At 62.4% G+C, this 20960-nt stretch carries 18 protein-coding genes and 1 pseudogene; 7 read left to right on the top strand and 12 right to left on the bottom strand.

The genetic code is table 11. The features are described 5' to 3' along the window. Window positions 1-13 precede the first annotated feature (13 nt). From HWX00_RS16170 to HWX00_RS16180, 3 genes are all read left to right on the top strand, one after another. Window positions 14-1123, top strand: a complete 1110-nt coding sequence (locus tag HWX00_RS16170) for a malate/lactate/ureidoglycolate dehydrogenase (RefSeq protein WP_175028640.1) — start codon at window positions 14-16, stop codon at window positions 1121-1123. Continuing rightward, window positions 1120-1755: a TfoX/Sxy family protein gene (locus HWX00_RS16175; RefSeq protein ID WP_175028639.1), complete on the top strand. Its 636-nt coding sequence runs from the start codon at window positions 1120-1122 to the stop codon at window positions 1753-1755. The genes HWX00_RS16170 and HWX00_RS16175 overlap by 4 nt, the downstream gene beginning before the upstream one ends. A gap of 298 nt (window positions 1756-2053) precedes the next feature. Then, the gene (locus HWX00_RS16180) at window positions 2054-2632 is read left to right on the top strand and encodes an NnrU family protein (protein WP_059556818.1); all 579 of its coding nucleotides are present in this window, start codon (window positions 2054-2056) and stop codon (window positions 2630-2632) included. A gap of 35 nt (window positions 2633-2667) precedes the next feature. Here the strand turns inward: HWX00_RS16180 and HWX00_RS16185 are convergent. Further along, window positions 2668-2931 (bottom strand): annotated as a pseudogene (locus HWX00_RS16185) (GABA permease); the annotation flags it as partial. 32 nt (window positions 2932-2963) lie between these two features. Beyond that, on the bottom strand, window positions 2964-3701 hold the full coding sequence (locus HWX00_RS16190; RefSeq protein ID WP_175028638.1) for a sulfite exporter TauE/SafE family protein: 738 nt from the start codon (window positions 3699-3701) through the stop codon (window positions 2964-2966). A gap of 254 nt (window positions 3702-3955) precedes the next feature. Here HWX00_RS16190 and HWX00_RS16195 point away from each other — a divergent pair, with 254 nt between their 5' ends. Next, the gene (locus tag HWX00_RS16195) at window positions 3956-4390 is read left to right on the top strand and encodes a hypothetical protein (RefSeq protein WP_034189357.1); all 435 of its coding nucleotides are present in this window, start codon (window positions 3956-3958) and stop codon (window positions 4388-4390) included. Between the two features lie 365 nt (window positions 4391-4755). On the opposite strand, the gene HWX00_RS16200 is transcribed toward HWX00_RS16195, so the two are convergent. The 6 genes from HWX00_RS16200 to HWX00_RS16225 all read right to left on the bottom strand — a co-directional run bounded on the left by HWX00_RS16200 (window position 4756) and on the right by HWX00_RS16225 (window position 14157). Continuing rightward, complete coding sequence (locus HWX00_RS16200) at window positions 4756-6228, bottom strand: TolC family protein (protein ID WP_175028637.1); 1473 nt, start codon at window positions 6226-6228, stop codon at window positions 4756-4758. Next, entirely contained in the window at window positions 6225-8318 is a 2094-nt protein-coding gene (locus HWX00_RS16205; RefSeq protein ID WP_034189359.1) for a peptidase domain-containing ABC transporter, read from the bottom strand. The genes HWX00_RS16200 and HWX00_RS16205 overlap by 4 nt, the downstream gene beginning before the upstream one ends. Window positions 8319-8352: 34 nt before the next feature. Further along, window positions 8353-9678, bottom strand: a complete 1326-nt coding sequence (locus HWX00_RS16210) for an HlyD family secretion protein (RefSeq protein WP_083286646.1) — start codon at window positions 9676-9678, stop codon at window positions 8353-8355. Window positions 9679-9702: 24 nt separating this feature from the next. After that, window positions 9703-10656, bottom strand: a complete 954-nt coding sequence (locus HWX00_RS16215; RefSeq protein WP_175028636.1) for a CPBP family intramembrane glutamic endopeptidase — start codon at window positions 10654-10656, stop codon at window positions 9703-9705. A gap of 166 nt (window positions 10657-10822) precedes the next feature. Continuing rightward, the gene (locus HWX00_RS16220; RefSeq protein WP_175028635.1) at window positions 10823-11284 is read right to left on the bottom strand and encodes a hypothetical protein; all 462 of its coding nucleotides are present in this window, start codon (window positions 11282-11284) and stop codon (window positions 10823-10825) included. Between the two features lie 110 nt (window positions 11285-11394). After that, window positions 11395-14157, bottom strand: a complete 2763-nt coding sequence (locus HWX00_RS16225) for an outer membrane protein assembly factor BamB family protein (protein ID WP_175028634.1) — start codon at window positions 14155-14157, stop codon at window positions 11395-11397. Between the two features lie 970 nt (window positions 14158-15127). Here HWX00_RS16225 and HWX00_RS16230 point away from each other — a divergent pair. The 3 genes from HWX00_RS16230 (at window position 15128) to HWX00_RS16240 (ending at window position 18491) form a co-directional block, all read left to right on the top strand. Then, window positions 15128-16417: an NAD(P)/FAD-dependent oxidoreductase gene (locus HWX00_RS16230; protein WP_059556813.1), complete on the top strand. Its 1290-nt coding sequence runs from the start codon at window positions 15128-15130 to the stop codon at window positions 16415-16417. A gap of 16 nt (window positions 16418-16433) precedes the next feature. Continuing rightward, on the top strand, window positions 16434-16991 hold the full coding sequence (locus tag HWX00_RS16235) for a helix-turn-helix domain-containing protein (RefSeq protein WP_034189364.1): 558 nt from the start codon (window positions 16434-16436) through the stop codon (window positions 16989-16991). 153 nt (window positions 16992-17144) lie between these two features. Continuing rightward, on the top strand, window positions 17145-18491 hold the full coding sequence (locus HWX00_RS16240) for a glutamine synthetase family protein (protein WP_034189365.1): 1347 nt from the start codon (window positions 17145-17147) through the stop codon (window positions 18489-18491). A gap of 25 nt (window positions 18492-18516) precedes the next feature. Here the strand turns inward: HWX00_RS16240 and HWX00_RS16245 are convergent, their stop codons facing one another. The 4 genes from HWX00_RS16245 to HWX00_RS16260 all read right to left on the bottom strand — a co-directional run bounded on the left by HWX00_RS16245 (window position 18517) and on the right by HWX00_RS16260 (window position 20942). Then, window positions 18517-19044 (bottom strand): GNAT family N-acetyltransferase, encoded by a 528-nt coding sequence (locus HWX00_RS16245; RefSeq protein WP_034189516.1) that lies wholly within the window; start codon window positions 19042-19044, stop codon window positions 18517-18519. 50 nt (window positions 19045-19094) lie between these two features. After that, window positions 19095-19673 (bottom strand): hypothetical protein, encoded by a 579-nt coding sequence (locus HWX00_RS16250; protein ID WP_175028633.1) that lies wholly within the window; start codon window positions 19671-19673, stop codon window positions 19095-19097. 62 nt (window positions 19674-19735) lie between these two features. Continuing rightward, window positions 19736-20125, bottom strand: a complete 390-nt coding sequence (locus HWX00_RS16255) for a lysozyme inhibitor LprI family protein (protein ID WP_034189366.1) — start codon at window positions 20123-20125, stop codon at window positions 19736-19738. A 52-nt stretch (window positions 20126-20177) separates the two neighbouring features. Further along, on the bottom strand, window positions 20178-20942 hold the full coding sequence (locus HWX00_RS16260) for an N-acetylmuramoyl-L-alanine amidase family protein (RefSeq protein ID WP_175028632.1): 765 nt from the start codon (window positions 20940-20942) through the stop codon (window positions 20178-20180). Window positions 20943-20960 lie beyond the last annotated feature (18 nt).

Consider the following 20960-nt stretch of genomic DNA (forward strand, 5'->3'; position numbering starts at 1 on the left):
TGGAGTGTTGCCGATGACCGTCCTGCCGACGCCCGCTACCGAACCGCTGCGCATGCGCGCCGAACCGCTGCACGCATTCGTCGCGGCACTCTGGGAGCGGGCCGGCAGCAGTGCGCGCGAGGCAGCGCTCGTCGCCGATCACCTGGTCGGCGCGAATCTCGCGGGCCACGACTCGCACGGGATCGGGATGATCCCGAATTACGTCGCGTCGTGGCGGGAAGGGCAGTTGCAACTGAACGGGCACGCGTCGATCGTGCGCGACGGCGGCGCGGTGCTGACGATCGACGGCGGCCGCGGTTTCGGCCAGGTGATCGCGTTCGAGGCGATGGTCGAGGGAATCGAGCGTGCGCGGCGCATGGGGATCTGTGCGATCGGGCTGCGCGACGTCCATCACCTCGGCCGCATCGGGCACTGGGCCGAGCAGTGCGCGCGCTCGGGGCTCGTGTCGTTCCATTTCGTCAACGTGCCGGGCGACCTGCTGGTCGCGCCGTTGCACGGCACCGATCCGCGCTTCGGCACGAACCCGTTCTGCGCCGCGTATCCGCGGGCGGGCAAACCGCCGCTGCTGCTCGATTTCGCGACGAGCGCGATCGCGTACGGCAAGACGCGCGTCGCGTACAACCAGGGCAAGCATGTGCCGGCCGGGTCGCTGATCGACCATCGCGGCCAGCCGACCGACGATCCGGCCGTGATGCACGAGCAGCCGTTCGGCGCGCTGCTGCCGTTCGGGCTGCACAAGGGGTATGCGCTCGCGGCGATGTGCGAGATCTTCGGCGGCGCGCTGGTCGGCGGGCATACGACGTACGGCGATACGCTGCAGAAGACGAGCGCGATCGTCAACGGGATGCTGTCGGTGCTGATCGACCCGAACGCGTTCGACGCGGCCGACGCCGGGCGCGAGGCCGATGCGTTCGTCGCGTGGGCGAAGGCATCGCCGCAGGCCGGCGATGCGCCGGTGCGGATGCCCGGCGAGCCGGAGGATGCCAGCCGTGCCGCACGCGGGGCCGCCGGCATCCCGGTCGACCGCGCGACGTGGCGGCAGATCCGCGAGAGTGCGACGGCCGTCGGTTTCGACGACGCCGAGCTCGATGCGTGGACGCGGCGCTGCGAGGCCTGCGCATGAGCTGGCAAGCGGAGAAGGCGCACGGCGAGGAGATCGCGTATCAGCTCGCGCCGCTCGGCACGGTCGCGGTCGCCCGGTTCTTCAGCGGCGCGGCGTTGCGGCTCGACGGCGTGATGTTCGGCTTCATGTCGCGCGGGTCGCTGTTCCTGCGTGTCGACGACGTGAACCGTCCGGCGTTCGTCGCGGCGGGCATGGGGCCGTTCTCGTATACCAGGCCCACGCGTACGGTCGCGCTCGAGGGCTACTACGAAACGCCGGCCGACGTGCTCGAGGATGCGGGTGCGCTGTTCGACTGGTGCCGCGGCGCGTATCGTGCGGCGTTGCTGGCCGGGCCGCCGAAGCGCAAGGCGAGGGCCGTGCCGAAGCCGGCGTCGAAGGCGGGTGCCGGGACGGCAGCGAAATCGGCATCGAAATCGGCATCGAAAGCCGCGCCGAAAGCCGCGCCGAAAGCGGCACTGAAATCCGCGCCCAAGCCTGCGCCGAACCCGGCGCGGAAGACGGCATCCACGGTGGCGGCGAAACCCGCGCCGAAATCCACGGCCGAACCGCTCTCCGTGCCGAAAGCCGCGCGCGTATCGAAACCTGCGCCGAAACCGGCATCGAAACCGCCGGCGAAGCGCAAGGAGACGTAATACCGGCCGCGCGAAGCGACAGCCGCGCGATGTTCGCTTTCCTTTCTTCAGGCGTACCCATCACCGGGCGACCGGTGCGTCGTACGGCCGCAGGCCCGCACGATCGGACGTACGAACGCGTCAAGCCTGACGCGCCGCACATCCTGCATGCTTCACAACGGCAGTCCCGGCGTTTATGATCGGCGCGGGTTGCGCCGCCGGGCGCGGCCCGCGCCGGCCTTGCCGCCGGCTCCGCGAACGGCGCATCGTACGTCGCGCGGAACGTATCCCCACTCATCATTCCAGACGGAGACAGTCGATGCTCGTCCTGATTCTCGGTTTAGCGATCTTCCTCGGTGTGCACTCGATCCGGATCGTCGCCGGCGGCTGGCGCTCCACGACGATCGAGCGGATCGGCGAGAAGGGCTGGAAGGGCGGTTATTCGATCGCGTCGGTCGTCGGCTTCGTGCTGATCGTCTGGGGGTACGGGATCGCCCGCTCGGGCGCGACGCTGCTGTGGGTGTCGCCGGTCGGCGTGCGCCACCTGACGGGCATGCTGACCGCGGTCGCGTTCGTGCTGATCGCCGCGTCGTACGTGCCGCGCAACCGGATCAAGACGCTCGTCGGACACCCGATGCTGGCCGGCGTGATGGTCTGGGCCGTGGCGCACCTGCTCGTGAACGGCACCGTGCATGCGGTCGTGCTGTTCGGTGCGTTCTTCGTGTGGTCGATCGTCGATTTCGTCGTGTCGCGTGCGCGCGATCGCCGCGATGGCGTCCGCTACCCGGCCGGCGCGCTGTCGGGCGACATCGTCGCCGTGCTGGGCGGGATCGTCGTCTGGGCCGTGTTCGCGCGGTTCCTGCACGGCCCGCTGATCGGCGTGCGGCCGTTCGGCTGAACGCGCACGCCGGCCGCCGGTCAACGCATCCTCGCCAGGAACGAGTTCATCACCGACATGAACGATTCGAACAGCACGGTTTTCATCGCGACGGCCGCACCCGTGAAGCCCGCCATGTTGAACAGCGACACTTGCGGCGATTTCTGGTTGGCCTTGTCGGTCCACGGCATGCACAGGATCAGGATCGACACCGAGCCGACGTAGCACACCATCACGCGCACGATCACGCCGCCAAGCGCGATCATCGTGATATGCCGTTGCTTGAGGCTTTGCCTCAACGCGTTGTCCGCCTCTCCTGCCTCTCGTTATCGTTGGGCGGGAAGCGCGTGCGTCAGATCGGCTTGACGAACAATCCGATGGTCAGCACGACGCCGATGCAGACGATCCCGATCCGCAGGATGCGTTCGTTCACGCGATGCAGCGCCCACGTGCCGAGCAGCCCGCCGACGATCGCGCCGCCGCCGAGCGCGAGTGCCGATCCCCAGTGCAGGTGCGGCGACGTCACGAACAGCACGACGGCCGATGCGTTCATCACGCCCGCGAGTGCGTTCTTCGTCGACATCGCGTGACGCGGCGACAGACCGGCCATCGTCAACACGGCCATCATCAGGAAGCCGAGTCCGCCGCCGAAGTAGCCGCCGTAGATCGCGATCATGAATTGCGAGATCGCGGCAGGGACGGTGCCGAGGTGCGCCGCGCCTTCGCGCGGCTTGCGGAAGAAGCTGCCCCACGCGAACACGATGGTCGCGAACAGCACGAGCCACGGTACAAGGCGCGAGAAGATCGACGAAGGCGTCTTCAGCAGCAGCAGCCCGCCGAGTGCGCCGCCGACCACGCTGATCGCGAACAGCGCGCGAAACGACAGCTTGCCCGCGCCGCGCACCATTTTTCGGCTGGCCCAGCCGGTCGTGACCTGCGCGGGAAACAGCGCGACCGTCGACGTGATGTTCGCCGCGAGCGGCGACATGCCCGACACGATCAGCGCGGGCAGCGTGACGAACGAGCCGCCGCCGGCGAGGGTGTTCTGCAGGCCGGCCCAGAGGCCGGCGAGGATGACGAGAGCGAGCATCGGAGCGCAACGAGGGAGGTGGCAGGCCCGCTTGCCGGATACGGGCAGGCGCGGTGGACGCCCGATGGTAATGCAGGATCGCGTTCTTCGGTGCTTCGCCGCCTCGTGGCGCGAGCGCGGTCCGGGTGCGCAGGCGCAGCCGTGCGCGTGGCGTTCGAGCCGGGAACACGCCCGATTTAACGCTTCATTACGATAGGCTTAACGGAATGGTGCTAAATTCCCGTCGATATCTCGAAAATCAGAAGGGCGGACAGATGCTGAAGAAACTGGGTGTGATGGCAGTGGTGGCCGGCGTGACGGCGATGGTGTCGTTGCCTGCCGTGGCAGGCGATACGAATAACGCACTGGGCGGTGCGCTGGGCGGCGTCGCGGGCGCGGCGGTCGGCAATGCGATCGGCGGCAGCACGGGCACGGTCATCGGCGGCGCGGTAGGCGGCGGCGCGGGCGGTGCGGTCACGTCGAACAAGCGCGAGCGCACGGGCGCGGTCGTCGGCGGCGCACTGGGCGGCGGTGCGGGCGCCGCAGCGGGCAATGCGATGGGCGGTACGGCGGGCGGTCTCGTCGGCGCAGCCGTGGGCGGCGGCGCGGGCGCGGCGCTGGGCGGCCACGTGTCGCGCAACAACGCCCGTTCCAACGACCACTACCACGGCAACAAGCACAAGAAGAAGCGCAACAAGCACTACGACTGAGCGTCGGTTTCCCGGTGCGTGCCGATCGTGCCGGGTGATCGACCGCGTATGAGCGGCGAGGGCGGCGGTCCGGCCGACGTCCGTCTTTCCGCCTTCGATGCGCCGTGCGTCGAGCATCCGATGCTGGAGGAGGCGTCAAGCCGCGTCGACTGCGTCGCTTGATCGCCTGCGCCGACCAAGCGCCCCGGTTGCACGACCGGTACTGGCGTATCGACAAGCTGACGTTCAGGCATCGTGGCCGTCTTGGTCATCGGTCCGGCAACGGATGACGTTGATGCAGTGATTGGCACAGGCAAGGCCCGGATAAGAAGTCGCAGAGAAGGCAAGAAAAATCTCCGTCGTAGCGTTGTTGACGACGAATATCTTCATGGCGCTTCAGCGTGCGGCGTCCAACGCTCGCCGTCGAGCGTCCCAATCGAAAATGCCAGCACTAGCCTCGACACACGCCAATCGGCCTGAGATTGCACGACCTGACGTCGCGCCGTTGCGAGGGTAGTTTGGGCGTTCAGAACATCGAGCAGGGGACCGACGCCGGCACTGTAGCGTTTGCTCGCCACGTCGTACGCTTCCTGCGCGCTTTCCTGCGTCGAAGAGGCGACCTGTAGATTGGCCGTCTTCGTTATCACGTCCTGATAGTTGCGCCATACTGCCGACGCGACTTCCAGTTCGGCTTTGTGCAGGCTTGCGCGGTCGATATCAACTTGAGCTTCCGATGCCTGACGGTGATACTGCTGACCAAACCCTGAAAAGATCGGGATGCTGATCTGAATTCCCACATATTTGCTGTACGTGCGCGTGTCGCGTGGAAATGCGCCTAATGACTTGTCGTTGCTCAACGAGCCGGACAAGGAAATCGTGGGCAGTTCCTCCCTGTGTGCAAGTTTCGCGTTCGCGTCGTCAGCTTCGATCAGGGCTTGCGCCTCGCGTACCTTCGGGTTGACAGCTTTTGCGAGCGCCAGCAGATCAGCAATCGAAGACGTGAAATTCACGTCCGGTTGAGCGCCCGCGCTCACATCGACTTCAATGGAGGTTTCGACGGGAATTCCCATGCGTAGACACAAGGTGCCCTGCGCTGCCTTGAGCGCACCTGTCGCGTTCACGCGTGTGTAAATTGCTTCCTGCCACGCGGCCTTTGCCTGCAATTCATCGTTCAGTGTACCGGCGCCTGCAAGGTGTTTATGCCGGGCAATCTGAAAGCTTCGTTCGGCATTCGCCTCGGCGTTGCCCGCAGCATCAAGTGTGCTTTGTGCAGTCCAGACTGAGTAAAACGCCGCTGCGGCCTGTTCGAACACAGATTGCAGTGCTTCGGTATGGCTCGCCTTGGAAAGCTCAAGAAGACCGTTATAGTAGGCCAGATTCGCGTCACGCCTTCCGAAATCGAAGAGCACCCACGAGAGCCGCAACTCGTCATAACGATCCGATGCGCGGCCCATCGCATCAGGCAGTGTCGGACCAGATAGGGTTTCGGTTTCAACTGTACGCGAACGTGTGCCACTGGCGTCTAGCGTCGGCAACCACGCAGATTTTGCGACACCCACCTGAGCCGCGTTCAAGACCATGTTCGCCCAGCTCTCGCGCACGGTCGGATCGCTGCACAGAGCGCGGCTGACTGCGTCATACAGGGAAACAGGCGAATGAAGGCTCGCGTCGCTACAGGCGCCTGTAGCGCGTGCCATCCGGTTCAAATAGGGCGACACGTCTTCCAGTCCTCTTCGCGTCGAAAAAGGATCGAGTTGCGCATGCGTCAGCGGAACGACGAGCATGGCGACCGCGAGGCAGGCAACAACGAGCGCACAACGGTATGAAAGCGTCTGAAGCGCGACATTCTTCTTTCTCATGCTGTTTCCCGAACCTGCCCAAGTTCGATGACGCGATCAGCTGTTGCGATGGTTTCAGGACGGTGCGCGACAATGATCCGCGTGATGTTCAGCTTGCGCATCGCCGCGTTCACGGCGCGCTCGTTGTTCACGTCAAGATGGCTCGTCGCCTCATCGAGCAGGAGCAGTTTCGGACGGCGGTAAAGGGCGCGTGCGAGCATCACGCGTTGCCGCTGACCTGCGGACAGGGCAGACCCCATGTCTCCGATATAGGTGTAGTAGCCCATGGGCATCGCACGAATATCAGCATTGACGGAAGCCATTTCCGCGCATTCCGTGATCCACGCGAAGTCGGGCGTTGGATCGAAGAAACTGATGTTCTCGGCAATCGATCCGGCGAACAGTCGATCCTCTTGCATCACGACGCCGATCAGGGAACGATAGTTCGCAAGCCCCATTTGCCGAATCGGTATTCCGCCCGCGATAATTTCCCCCGAATACGGTGCCAACAAGCCTGCGAGCAGTTTCAGCAACGTGGTTTTGCCTTGGCCAGATGGCCCGACAATTGCAACAGCTTCGCCGGCCTCAACACGCAGATCGAGGTTGTCGATGATCTTCGGTCCGTTCTTCGAATAGCTGTATGACAATTTCTTGACTTCGAGCGTCGGCACAAATTCATCCACGTCCGGCGCTCGCATCACTTCATCCGGCTCCCGTTTCGTGAGCACGATATCCGCCAGTCGCGCCGCGTGAAGTTTGAGAATTCGCAGCTCGTAAACTTTGTCGATCAACGCAGTAAAGCGTGCGGTGAACTGCCCACGATAGGACAGGAAGGCGAACAGCATCCCGAGCGAGAGCGACCGGTCAATGACGGCAAGCGCGCCGAAGTAGGTTACGAGAATCGCTTCGAGCCCGAAGATGAAATGATTGCTTGTGGTGGCGATCAGTTGAAGCCGTCGCGTTCGCAGGTCGGCGTTCTTCTCGCTTACGATCACATTCAGCCAGCGGGCTAGCCGGTCCTCCGCCTTACCAAACAGGCGCACGCTCTGAATGCCTCGGACTGATTCCATGAGCAGACTTTTGCCTCGTGCGGCGAAAACAATCTGCTTCTGGTTCGACATGCGCAGTGCGCCATAAATACAGGCGCGCAAGATCGCGTAGAGCACCACGGCAACCACACTGATAAGCGATAGCCGGGCGTTGTAGACGATCATGATAATGATGGTGCCGATCGACATGAGACCATCGAGCACGGATTCAACGAAGCCGACCGTCAGCGCTTGCTGGATCGTGTTGACGCTATCGAAGCGGGAAACGATATCGCCGATGTGACGTTTGCCGAAATAGTCGAGCGGCAGATTCAGCAGATGTCTGAACACGTTCGCCAACCATTGCACATTCACGAGCGTGCTGAACGTCGTGACAGCCCACGATCGCATTGCCTCTGTCGCGATATGGATCACCAGCACCAACCCGAAACCCAGCGCCAAAATCAGAAGTAGGTGTCGATCGCCGGTCGTAATGGCTTGGTCCGTGACCCACTCGGGATAGAAAGGTGCAACGATGGTGAAGACTTCAAGCGCAAGGGCGAGCAGGAAGATTCTGAGCAGCCCGCGCCCGACACCACTTGCACGACCCATCAGGGAACGCAGACCGATTTCCTGCTTGTCCCGGCGAGGCTGAAAGGCCGGCGTCGGCAAGAGTTCCAATGCCATGCCGCTGAAATGCAGCGACAATTCCTTGAGCGGCATGCGCCGCGCGCCGAGCGCGGGGTCAACCAACATCACATGATCGCGGCCAACTCGTTCGAGGACGACAAAATGCCGAAAATCCCAATGCAGAATGCACGGCAGCCGCAGCAGGTGAAGCTCTTCCGGCTCCAGTCGAACCGCGCGCCCGGCAAGATCGAGGGATGCGCCGATCTTGACAAGATCGAGCAGCGTCAGCCCCTTGAGTGATGGCGAAAAGCGTCGCCGCAACGTTGGCAGATCGGTGTCGTAGCCATGAAACGTTGCGATCATGCTGATGCAGGCAAGTCCGCATTCCGTTGCTTCGGTTTGCAAATGCACGTCAACACTACGCCGAAATCCGAATTGAAGTTGGCGGTTCATGGTTGCTCTGGTTAGGGTAAAGCGTGAACTGCGGTCAGGGTGAGCGGCGGGTTAGCGTGTACAGCGGTTCCAGTACCCATTCGTACAGCTTGCGCGTATCGAGCACTACGTCTGCGTCGACGCGCATCCCGTCCTGCAAGGGAATCGACTCGCCGTAGGCGTTGATGGTCTGTGAATCGAGCGCAACCGTAATCTGATACAGGTTCTCGGACCTGTCGGCATCACCTGTTTCGGTTGCGGTCTGCAATTGCGACGGGCTCAAGGCGGTGCGAGCGATCTGCGTGACCTTGCCCGCGTAGGCCCCAAATTTCTGATACGGGAACGCTTCGTATCGCAATTCGACGGGCGCGCCGATCTTGACGAAACCGACTGCCTTGCTCGGCGCAAACAGTTTCACGTCGAGGCTCCCGCCTTGCGGCAGTAGCGACATCAAAGGTGTTGATCCGTTGACCGACTGGCCGGGACGAGTGAGCAGAGCCGTTACGGTGCCTGCGATTTGCGCCGGTATCGTGATCTCTCGGTTGGATTCGTTGTCGGCGATTTCGCCGTCCACCTGTAGCATTTGCCGACGGATCGAGTCCAGTTGGTTTTGTTCATCAAGCGGTGCATTTCGAAGATCAGCCTTAACCTGCGCGAGTTCCACTTGAGAGGCCGTACGTTGCTTTCGCAGGTCTTCGAGTTGCGCCTGACTCATCAGCATGCTTTGCTCATGCTGCTCGAATTCGGATTGGGACACCACATCGTCACGCCGCAATTGTTCGAACCGCGCACTGTCGATTTCTGCCAGCTTTGATCGCGCCTCAAGGGTCGTGATTTCCGTCTCCAGATGCCGAATACCCGCGCTCAGTTCGATGGCCTTCGCCTTGAGCATCGCAATGTTCTGTTCGACGATGCTTTGTATATGCCGCGAGTCGCCTTCCAGGCTGGAACGCCGCGCATTCAGTTCAACACCGATCTGCTGCCGCGAGTTGCCGCCAGCGATAGTGCGCTCTGTTGACACGACGACCAAAGGCCGGCCGACATTAACCACGTCTCCTTCGTTGACGAGCACGCGGATAACCGTGCCGACCGTTGGCGCGAATATCTCCGCCGCGCCGTTGTCGATCATGACCCGGCCTTGTACTTCCTCCTTTCGCGTGTACTCGCCGAAGATCATGAACAACACGACGGCGGTCGCGATTGCGAAGAACACGATGCTGGTCGTGAGGCTGCGTGCCGAACCCGTCAGCACAACCTCACCGAGCCATTGATGCTGACGAAATTCGAGCGCAGCGGGGCGGAATAGCAATGCACGGTTACTTTGCCGTGGCTGTTTCTCTTCCGGCTGCTCTGCGTTGGGGACGGTCGATGTCTCGCTCATGCTTATCTTGTTGTCAGCGGATGATCACACGCGCTGAGCATCGATGGCGCTTGCGGCTTCTTTAGATACAAACCAGCCGTTCGTCTTCTTCAAAAACCAGTACATCAAAGCGAAAGGCAGGACACCTTTGAGCATGGCAAAGACAACCGCGTCAGCTATCAGGACTGGATTGTTTACGAATCCGGACGTTGAAATTTGCGCATGTTGCTGCGCGTGGGAGAACAGGATCGGCAGCATCATTGCGCAGATGTTCATCATCGTATGCGCCCCGATCGACAGTTCCAGTCGTCGATCGCGTAAACTCAATGCAGAAAACCCAAGCGAGCAAAAGAACAGTGTCGTTTTGATGGGCCAGTCGTAATGTGTGTGGTAGATCGCGAAGAGGGCGGCAACGATTGCGACGACGATGAGCGGGGAACGCACATATTGCCCGAGCGTTTGCGTCAACCACCCACGGAAAAACAATTCCTCGGCGAACGCGAGAACGAGAATGCCGAGCCACGCGCCAAGCATCCCTAAAATCCGACCAAAACTTAGAATGTCCTGCAGCGGTTGAAGATGCCCGAACGGAAGCGTCCATGCGCCAATTCGAATCGACGTATAGATGGACATGACTAAGGCTGCTATCACGAAGGCAGGAAGATAAAGGACCGCGCCGAACAGGCAACGCCGAAGTCGGAAACGCAGATCGACGGAAATCAGGGAAAGGTACGGGCGTCGCAAGACGATCTTGCATGCAAGCCAGAAGCCTATGATGCCCGTGGTGCTGGCTGTATTGGTGTACAGCGAGATAGCTGCCCGAGCGGCATCAAAATTCTTGAAATACAGCGTCCATCCTGAAAACATCAGGACTCCAAGCGTGCCGATGATACTGACGATCGCGCTAAGAAGGATCGTCGATGCTGTTGCTCGCCAATCAGTTCGGCCAAGCTTGGCAAGATCAATAAACGCACGCGCTATATTGTCTTCAGTTTTCATGGAATTATGATCGAGTGAAACAACGGTTGCTTGCTTTTGGCGACGCAATTTTCGGTGCGCTGTGTGGTGCTATACCGATGAAGATAAGGCGTCCAGTCGCGGGACCAGTAGCGCGCCGTCATTCATCGATCAGGCTTGGTTCATAGCCTGTACACCAGAGCGTTGCTTAGTGGTTGTGACCGCCGCCGCCGATACCGAGCCCGTGAGCGGCAGCGCCAACCGCGTATCCTGCGGCGAAACCGATCGGAGAAGATTGGAAGGAGCCGAGGTTGGCAGTTTCAGCCTGACCTAACGACAGACCCTGTTGCGCGGCGTCATATCCGGCAACGGCCGCACCGCCCCACGTGGACATTGATTCGTCCTGCAAGCCCTTCGTGGCTTCCGCGAGTTGACCGTTGTTTTCAGCCTGCCCGATGGCATCGTTGGCATTGGAGTTGAAGCCTGCGTCGGCCAACGACGTCGCGTCGCTGCCTACTGCCGAATCGGCTGCGGAATCACCGTCGCCGTCACCATCCCCGTCGCCATCGCCATCGCCGTATCCGCCACCATCACCATCGCCGTCACCGCCGCCATCACCATCACCACCAGCCACGTAGCGCAGCAAATCCAGATCGTCAATCGTTTGCATGTGATTCACTCCTGAAGTATGCGGGTTTGACGTCTACATCCACAATGGCACCCGCGCAGCCATTGATTCACAATCGGTTGTCGAAACAGCTGACGCGAAAAGGTTGTGCGTCAGGATTCCGAGCGTTGCAGCACTTGCGACGGCGGTTGCGTGTGCGCCTGCTCGATGAATGCGCCGCGCACTGGAAGGGGATTTGCGTCGTCTGCTATCGCCCACGTCAGGCAAGGAGCGACTTCCCAGGTTGAGGCCGGAATATCCGGCAGCGCCGCGATGAACGACTCTTCGTCCGTCCATTGATGCAATGTCGATACAGGCAAGAAAGCTTGCGTCTGATTGCCATTTCGGCATATCAGTGCATCCCGATCCATGCGGAAGTGACCGCGACAGCGCGAGCGATCAACAGGACGGCCTCTGAATATCAGTGACAGGAACATGTGCGATGCACCGGCACCTTGGTCCGGCAGGGACTGTTGCAGATCACGCAAATTCGCCATCTTGGGTGCCGGCACAAGCTGCGTTGTGAACGCTGCATCCATGTACCGAGTGACGGCCAGAGCGGAAAGTCGATCTACCACGCCCGAGAGCGAATCTTCCAGCTCATCCTGCTTTCGCGGATCGAGCAACCACGACACGAAGCGCGTCAGTGTCGTCGCGTCGTATGGAAGCGGAACGCCATAGGCCGGCCACGACATGTCATCGGTCTGTCGTTTAACGGTATGACGGTAAAGCGTGTGCCCTTCACTGGGCGTCAGTTTGGCGTTGCGCAGCGCGTGCAGATACTGGCCGTGTTCGTTGCAGTATTCAGGGGAGTTCGGCAGCCCACCGCCGAGCTTGCCGCCTGCCGTTGCGCGCACGAGTATTCCGAATTTCTCGTGATCCAACTGATCGACTGCGACTTGCTCAAGCGGTCCGAACAGACTTACGCCAATGGCGGTATCGCGAAGCGAATCGACGGCCAGGTTCGCGCACGCCTTCGTCACCGCCACGATGACCGACAATTCCGGTGATAGGTCGCTTGAGTCGAACGTCCATTGACCGCCGCGCCCGATGCGCTGCAAAGTCGCGCGATTTCGCAGGCTCACGAAGACACCACCTTGCGGGAGAGCGCCGGTCAATTTGTATCCTAGCGGATCAGGCAGAGCGGTACGATTCGCAATTGCATCGACAGCACGCCGCGCAAGCTGTAATGCGGTCACGTCGACCGTCGACTGCCCGTCTTGTGCTGGTTCGCGCACGACTGGCGGCGTCACGGACACGCCGTACAGGCGATTGGCCGTCGTCGCAACCGTGAGCATCTGATTAACCGCGTCATATTCGACGGCGGTTGTCACGGCATCAGGAAGCTGAAACACACCAGCGAGCGCAAACGTTTGAGGATCGATTGCACGTACGCGCCCGTTCGTGCTTCCGAACCAAATCCATGGGCCGATGCGGGCAGGAGACGAAAAAATCTTGGAGTGCGCGCCGATCTTCGCGATGCCTTCGCCGGTCGCCAAATCGATCACGTACAGGTACTTGTCCGTAGAGCCGCAGTAGGCGCGAGCGCCGTCGATCAGCGGTGTTGTGTAGACGGCGTTGCCGGTCTGGATGCAGAACTTCAGTTCGCCGCTATCGAGGCTTACGCCGCGAATGCCGCCGTCGAACGATCCGAACACGACTTGCCGGCGATCGGGATCGAGTGCGGGCGCATGCTTGACCGCGCCGTTCGTCTGAAATTGCCAACGGAGTGCGCCGGTACGTGCGTCGAGCGCCAGCAGAGCACCGTCGTTCGTGCCGCAGAGCACAAGCGAATCATCAGCGGCATAGAGCGGGGAGCCGTGGACGTAGCAACGGACCGGGCATTCCCAGACCTTGTGACCGGTTTCAGCATCGATCGCGGCTATGCCGCCGCCTCGCGTTGGACTGGCGTATTCAACGCCGATAAAGACCAGATTCAGGTCGGATGCGTAGGCCGGTGAAGAGCCAATCCAATCGGGTTCGACGTATCGCCAGATTTCCCGGCCGCTTTGGGCGCACAACGCGTACAGGTTACCGTCGTAGCCGCCGAAGAAAACGCGTCCGGGCGTCACGTACGGCGTAGACCAAATCCCTTTTGAGCGCGCCGCCTCGATCTTGAAACTCCAGCGCGTTTCGCCGCTTGCGCCATCGATGCAGCGCATTTCGCCGCTGTCGGTTCCGAAATAGATCAAGCCGCCTTGCGCGCGCGGTGCGGATTTCGGTACGACATAGTGGTGATTCGCGGAGGTCGCTTTGCTGAGCCAGCGCACGAGGAACGAAAGCTGCGTCGAATGGCTCGTCGGAACCGACAGTTTCAGGCCGAAATCACCTAGAACGTATGCGGACTCTACTGTAACGCCATGTCGCTTTTGCCAGTCCTCACCCGTATTGGACTGGTAGTCGATCACGCTCCACACTTTCCAGATGGGGCGATCAATTTCCGCTAATACAACGCGTGATTGTTCAATGCTCGCGCCGCTGTTGAAAATATCATCCACGAGCAGAATAGGTGCATCCGAAACCTCGCCTTCGATCGCGTTCATCCGGCCATAACGCTTACGCTCTTTGTGAATGATGAAGCCGCCGAGATGGTGCCCTTTGCGTGCGCCGGCCATAAGAATCGCAGCCACGAGCGGGACGGCGGCCATTTCCATGCCGCCGACCTGAAACGGCAGTTGATCCGCATAGCGATTCCAGAATAAATCCGCAAGCGTATCGAGTCCTTCCGAAGAAAGAAGGAGTGGTCGCAAATCGATCAGCCATTTAAGGGACTTTCCGCTTGACGATACAAGCTTGTATTTTGGTGCGCGAAATATGCATTTCGACTCAATTAAATTACGTAACGCCGCCCGCCTGTCCAGGTTGGAATCATTCATGGTTTTTTTGTCGGTCGATTATTTCACGTGTCCCCGCCGCGATTCGCCTGTACAGGCGGATTACATCAATCCCCATCGCACTATGTGGGATCTTGCGATCGCCAAGAATTTCAGTTATATTAACGAAAGATTGCGGATGCATTCCGCATTTGACGCTCGGAATCACCTGCGTGGAGTTCGAATTCTGCATTTCTCATACGAAGCAAAGTGAAGGTATTTTTAGAATATTTTCACGAATGAATTCATTGTGAATTTTTTATTGGTGATATAGGTGAGATTATTTCGCGCGACAGAAGCTAAATATTAAATTTAGAGATAGTAAAAAGCGCGGCCATCGAAATTAAATTCTCGTTGAAACCGATTTCAGTCGAGTGGGTGCTTTGGAGCGAACACGCCGGTGTTCGCAACCTGAGCGGCCTAAGAAGGCCCCTGACACGGTGTCTTTGTCTTATAAACGCGACAAAGTGCCGGATGCGTGATCGTCAACCTGGCATCAAATGAAAGGTCCGCGTGTCAGATTAATTTGACATAATTAACATGGCGCCGAAAAGTCTGTGGTAGCCATAGGGAATTCCAAGTTCTGTACGCGTGCACTCCTAGTCAGGTGTGTACCGCTGCATTGCAGGAGCGGGCGGTGGAGTAAGGAAACGCCGGCTTGATGCAGTCAACAGTCGCCCATACGCGACTTCAGCGCGCAGCAGCCGGTGCATCGGTCGGTGGTCGATCACGCTGTAGCGCCGAGGGCGTGTGGCGACCTCTTCAAGCTATTGTTTTATTGAGGAACATTCGCGGGCGTTCGCAGCCGGCGTGGGTCCTTGCAAGTTCCGATTTGAACGAAAAAAATTCCAAGTTGGATGCATCTCGACAGCCATGCCGGTTCATCCGACCGGGTTTCCGCCCGCTTGCTTCCGTGAAATTGCCGTGCTAATTTTTCATGAAATTTCTCGGCGTAATTTTCACGGGAGCGCGCATGTTCGTGCAGTCCGACCGTCACGTCGCAAGCTACTACGCCGGCACCTACCCGGCGTCGATCCCGCATCGTCCCGCACTGGACGAACGCATCGATGCCGACGTGCTCGTCGTCGGCGCGGGCTTCAGCGGGCTGCATACGGCGTTGCGCCTGGCGCTGGCCGGCAAGCGCGTGGCCGTACTCGAAGCGAGCCGCGTCGCGTGGGCGGCGTCGGGGCGCAACGGCGGGCAGGCGCTGCTCGGCTGGTCGTGCGACATGCAGCCGCTCGAGGATTCGCTCGGCCGCGACGGCGCTCGCCTGCTGTGGGACAGCATGCGCTGGGCGGCGGCCGAGGTGCGCGAACTGCCGGCGCGGCACGGTTTCGACATCGACTACCGGCCGGGCAGCCTGTGGGCGGCCGTACGGCCGCGTCGCGTCGCGATGCTCGCGCAGGCGCGCGACGAGGCGGCCGAGCGCTGGGGCTACGACCGGCTGCGGGTGATCGGCCGTGACGAGCTGCCCGAATGGATCGGCGGCAAGCGTTATCTCGCCGCGCTCCACGATCCGGAGGCCGGCCACCTGAATCCGCTGAAGCTCGCGCTCGGCCTCGCACAGACGATCGAGCGCGCGGGCGGTCGTATCTTCGAGCAGAGCCGCGTGCTCGACTGCCGCGAGACGGCCGGCGGCCACGTCGCGCGCACGTTACGCGGCGAAGTGCGCGCCGACGTACTCGTGCTCGCGTGCAACGCCTACGTCGACCGCCTCGATCGGGAGCTTGCGCGCCGGCTGCTGCCGGTCGGCACCTACCAGGTCGCGACCGCGCCGCTCGCGCCCGACGTCGCGCGTGCGCTGCTGCCGCAGAACAGCTGCGTGATCGACAACCAGTTCGTGCCCGACTACTTCCGCCTGAGCCCCGACAACCGGTTGCTGTTCGGCGGCGGCTGTACGTATCTCGGCGGAATTCCGGCCGATATCGCGGCGGCGACGCGGCCGCACCTCGAACGCGTGTTCCCGCAACTGGCCGGCGTGCCGCTCGACTACGCATGGGGCGGCCATATCGACATCAGCATGCGCCGCACGCCTGACATCGGCCGACACGGGCAGCGTTTCTGGCTGCAGGGCTTCTCGGGGCACGGCGTGCTGCCGACGCTGGCCGGCGCGCGCGCGGTGGCCGACGCCGTGCTCGGCGACGAACGCCTGCTCGCGCAGTACCAGCGCATCCGCAACCCGCGTTTTCCCGGCGGCGACCGGCTCGCCGCACCGCTGGAAGCGATCGGCAAGGCCTGGTACCGTTTGCGCGATACCGTCTGACCCACCGGAACCCGTCATGAACGAACAGGAAGAGATAGAAAGTCTGGCGATCCTGATCCGCGACCTGCGCAAGCACCGCAAGGTCACGCTCAACGATCTGGCTGAACGGATCGGCCGCTCGGTCGGCTTTCTGTCGCAGGTCGAGCGCGGGCTGTCGCGCCCGACGGTCGCGGATCTCACCGCGATCGGCGAGGCGCTCGGCGTGCCGACCACGTACTTCTACAGCCTGAGCAAGCCGCGCAGCGTGCCATGGGTCACGCGGCCCGACGAACGGCGCACCGTGTATTACGCGGCCGGCATCACCGACATTCTCGTGTCGCCGAACATGCGCTCGCGCTTCTCGATCCTCGAGAGTCATCTCGCGCCGGGCGCGAGCAGCGGCGAGCGGCCGGTCGACGACAGCGACGAGCAGGGCGGTTTCGTGCTGGAAGGAGAGCTGACGATCTGGATCGACGGCGACGACACGCCGGTCACGCTCGGCCCGAACGACGCATTCCAGTTGCCCGCGCACAAGCGCTTCCGTTACGCCAACCTGACCGACGTGCCGACGCGCGTGATCTGGGTATTCACCTGAGTGGCCGGCGGGGCATGCGGTGTCACGGGCCGCCGCGCTACTCGGCCTGTTTGCAGTACTGATTGAAATGCGGCATGCAGGGTCACGCGTGCCGCGCGAATCCGGTTCGCCGCGTTGCGGCGCCGCCATACCAGGACATGGAAAGGATGAGACATGGCTGACGTCGTTCCCGCGCTGGTCGATGAAGTCCGCGCGTTCCGGCAGGCGCACCCCGAGATCCGTTATGTCGACCTGATCTGCCTCGATTTGCCGGGACACTTCTACGGCAAGCGTTACCCGATCGATGCGCTCGAAAAGGTCGCGGCCGGTTCGCTGCTTAAGCTGCCGCAGAACTGCGTGCTGCTCGGCACGCAGGGCGGCCTCTACAAGATCGGCGACTACTGCTTCAACGACGGCGATCCCGACGCGCCGCGCCGCTTGATTCCCGGCACGCTGAAGCCGGTGCGCTGGGAGCGGCAGCCGCTCGCGCAGATGCTGATCAGTTCCGACGGCACCGATGCGCCGATCGAGTTCGAGCCGCGCGAGGTGCTTGCGCGCGTGCTGCGGCGGTTCGCGGCGCGCGGCATCCGGCCTGTCGTCGCGTTCGAGCTCGAGTTCTACCTGTTCGCCGCGCAGCTGGCGGAAGGGATGCCGCAGTATCCGCGCGACCGGTTGAGCGACGACCGCGACGATCAGCCGAACATGCATATCGAGCGCCTGTCGCGCTTTTCCGACGTGCTGCACGAGATGGTCGATGCCGCGCGCGAGCAGGGTGTCGACGCGACGGTGATCACCGCCGAGCTCGGGCCCGGCCAGTTCGAGATCAATTTCGGCCACACCGACGACGCGCTGCGCGCGGCCGACTGGTCGGCGCTGTTCTGCCGCAGCACGCGCGGCGTCGCGTTGCAGCACGGCTATCGCGCGAGCTTCATGGGCAAGCCGTACCTGCATGCGCCGGGCAGCGGGATGCACGTGCACGTGAGCCTGTACGACGACGCGGGGCGCAACCTGCTCGCGGCGGACGGGCAGCGGCCGTTGCGGCATGCGGTGGCCGGCTGCCTCGCGCTGCTGCCGCACTGCATGCCCGTGTTCGCGCCGAATCACAACGCGTTCCGGCGCTACGGGTCGATGGTGAATGCGGCGAGCCGCGCAAGCTGGGGCTTCGAGGATCGCGATGCATGCATCCGGATTCCGGAGTCGGATGCCCGCAACCTGCGGATCGAACACCGGCTCGCGAGCGCGGATGCGAATCCGTATCTGGTGCTCGCGGCGATCCTGTCAGGGATGGAACACGGGCTCGACGCGCGGATCGATCCGATCGCGCCGCTCAACGAGGATCGCGGCAGCGGGATCGATTTCCCGAAGGAGATGCTGTCGGCCGTCGCCGCGATGCAGGATCATCCGGCCGTACGCGAAGGGCTCGGCAGCGAGTTCGTGATGGTGTATTGCGAAAACAAGCGGCAGGAAGAGCTGGATTTTCGCAATGAAATCGGCGCGCGGGAGTATCGGTGGTTTCTTTGACGGCCGTGCCGGCGGCTAGAGCCGGTCAGGGAAGCGCGCGCCAGTAGCGCACCTCCTCGATCGGCGTCCCGTCGATCTCGAACGTCTTGATGTCGTCTTCGGCGACGAAGCCTTCGCGTTCGTAGAATGCCCTGGCCCGAAGGTTCTTGATCAGTACCCACAGCGACACCCAGGCATGGCCGGCATCATGCAGCGACCGGCACGCATGATCGACCAGCGCCGCGCCGATGCCTTGCCCGCAATGCGACGGATTCAGATAGATCGCTTCGATTTCGCCCCACGCGCGATCCTTGTCGGTGTCGCGGGTCGGACCGTAGGCGATCCAGCCCGTCAACGCGTTTCCCGAGAGCGCAAGCGCGACGCACGGCCGTCCTGCGTCGAGTGCATAACGCCACCCGGCCGTGCGCTTTTCGATCGACAGGCCGGCGAGGAACGGAGCCGGCATGATGTCCGTGTAGGTCGCTTGCCAGGATGCGACGTGGATGCCGGCAATGGCGGGCGCATCGGCGGCGGTGGCGGCGCGGATGTCGATCGTCGTCGTGTTCGGTGCCATGCGTACCTCGCCTGATCGTGTGCCGTGCGCAGCGTTGCCCTGCACGGAATTCATTCCGCCGGATCCAGGCTGCTGTCGATGGCGAAACTGTAGCCGAGATCCACGTGTGACGCGTCGCTCGGCGTGTCGGTTTTCTTCAGCACGAACTCGAACGCGGGTTCGAACCAGCCGTTGCGCGGCACTTCGCCACCGAGGACTTCGACGTCGTACCAGCCGTTGTCGAGGTCGATCACGGGCCGGCCCGGTTCGCGATAACGCGCCAGCAGCGCGTTCACCGATTCGTCGTTGAAGCGTTCGAGAATGCGCCACGTGTAAAGCATCACCGAACGGTGTTCGACGCGTAGCACGTATCCGCCGCGCCGATGCTGCAGACGGCTTCCCGCCTTCAGCAGTTCGGGCGTGTCGTCGTCCAGCGTGAAGATGACCGTATACGGATGGTTCTCGATACCGGCCAGCGGAATGACGACGCCTTCGAGCACGGCGTTGTCGCCGCTGTCGCCGGTCGTGAACGCGAGCGCGACGTCGTCCGGCAGCCGATGTGTTTCCTTGTAGCGCTTCAGCAGCAGAAGATCGCCGACGAGGAAACAGTCGATCAGGTCGTTGAGGACTTCGGAGAATTCATGCCGCATCGTCGTGTCTTTCGAAGGCGGCGTGCCGCGACCTGCACGGCGGCACACCGCGTCCGAAGAGCTTACTCGCCGAGCTTCGACGTCACGCACCCCGTGCTCGAGCATTCGCGCTCACGCTCGCGCAGGAACGACAGCCGCGACTGCGTCATGTCGTTCGCGCACTGGATATCCACGAGGTAGCTGTTGTTGCGCGTTTCGCTGCACTGTGCATCGCGCTGCTTCAGCCACGCGAGCTGGCCGGCCTTCAGCGCGGCCTGCTGGTCGCCGCTCAGTTGCTTGCGCAGGCGACCGTACTCGTCGTTGAGATCGCGATCGGATTGCGAGAACTGCGTGCTGGTGCAGTACACCTGGTCGAACGCGCTGCGCGGCTTCCCGCAGCCAGCCGCCTGTGCGGCGAACGGAACGGCGAGCGCGAGCAGCGCGCAGGATGCGAACAGCGTCTTCTTTTTCATCGTGATGCTCCTGACTGGGTGAAAACCGTTGGGCCCGATGGGCGTTCATCGTTTATTGCGGCGTCGTGCACGCGTCGATCCCGCCCGCGATCGCGGCGGACAGGCGCTGGATCGTCTCGCGACGCGCGAGCCGTGCCTCTTCGTCCGGATTGACGATCACGCCGGCTTCGACGAGCACGGCCGGAATCGGCGCGGTGCGCAGCACGACGAGATCGTCGAAGCGGTGGATGCCGAGTGACGGGTCGATCAGCGGGCGGTTTTCGCCGCGGATCGGCTGCGCGTGATACAGCGACGGCCGTTCGCCGGCCGCGACCAGGTGTTCGGCGATCGCCTTCGCGCAACGCAGGCTTTCCGCGTAGCGCGGATTGCGTTCCGACACGAACACCGAGAAGCCGCGGAATTCGCGCTGCCGGCCCGCGTCGATGAACTGCTGCTGCATCGAGTCGTGATGGATCGACACGAACAGGTTCGCATCCGGCGCCTGCGTCGAGCGTTGATCGAGCTTGATCTCGCGGCCGTCGGCCGACGTGCGCAGCACGCGGTCGCCGTGCGCGGCGAGCCTGTCGGCGACCGCGCCGGACAGGTCGAGGTTGTACAGGTATTCGACGCGGCCGCTCGCACCGGTGGAGCCGGGGTGCGCGGGCGTATGGCCGGTGTCGACGACGATGTAGCGCCCGGAGGCCGCCTCGGTGCCGGTGGTGCCTGCGGTGCCGGCCGCATGCAGCGCGGGCGGCGCGCCGAGCAGCGGGACGCACGCGAGCACGCGCGCGGCGGCGCGCACGAACGGGCGAAGGCGTCGATGGATTCGGTTCGTCATTGTTGTTGTCGCGGAGGG

This window comes from Burkholderia seminalis DSM 23518, assembly GCF_902832885.1.
GTDB classification, from domain to species: domain Bacteria; phylum Pseudomonadota; class Gammaproteobacteria; order Burkholderiales; family Burkholderiaceae; genus Burkholderia; species Burkholderia seminalis.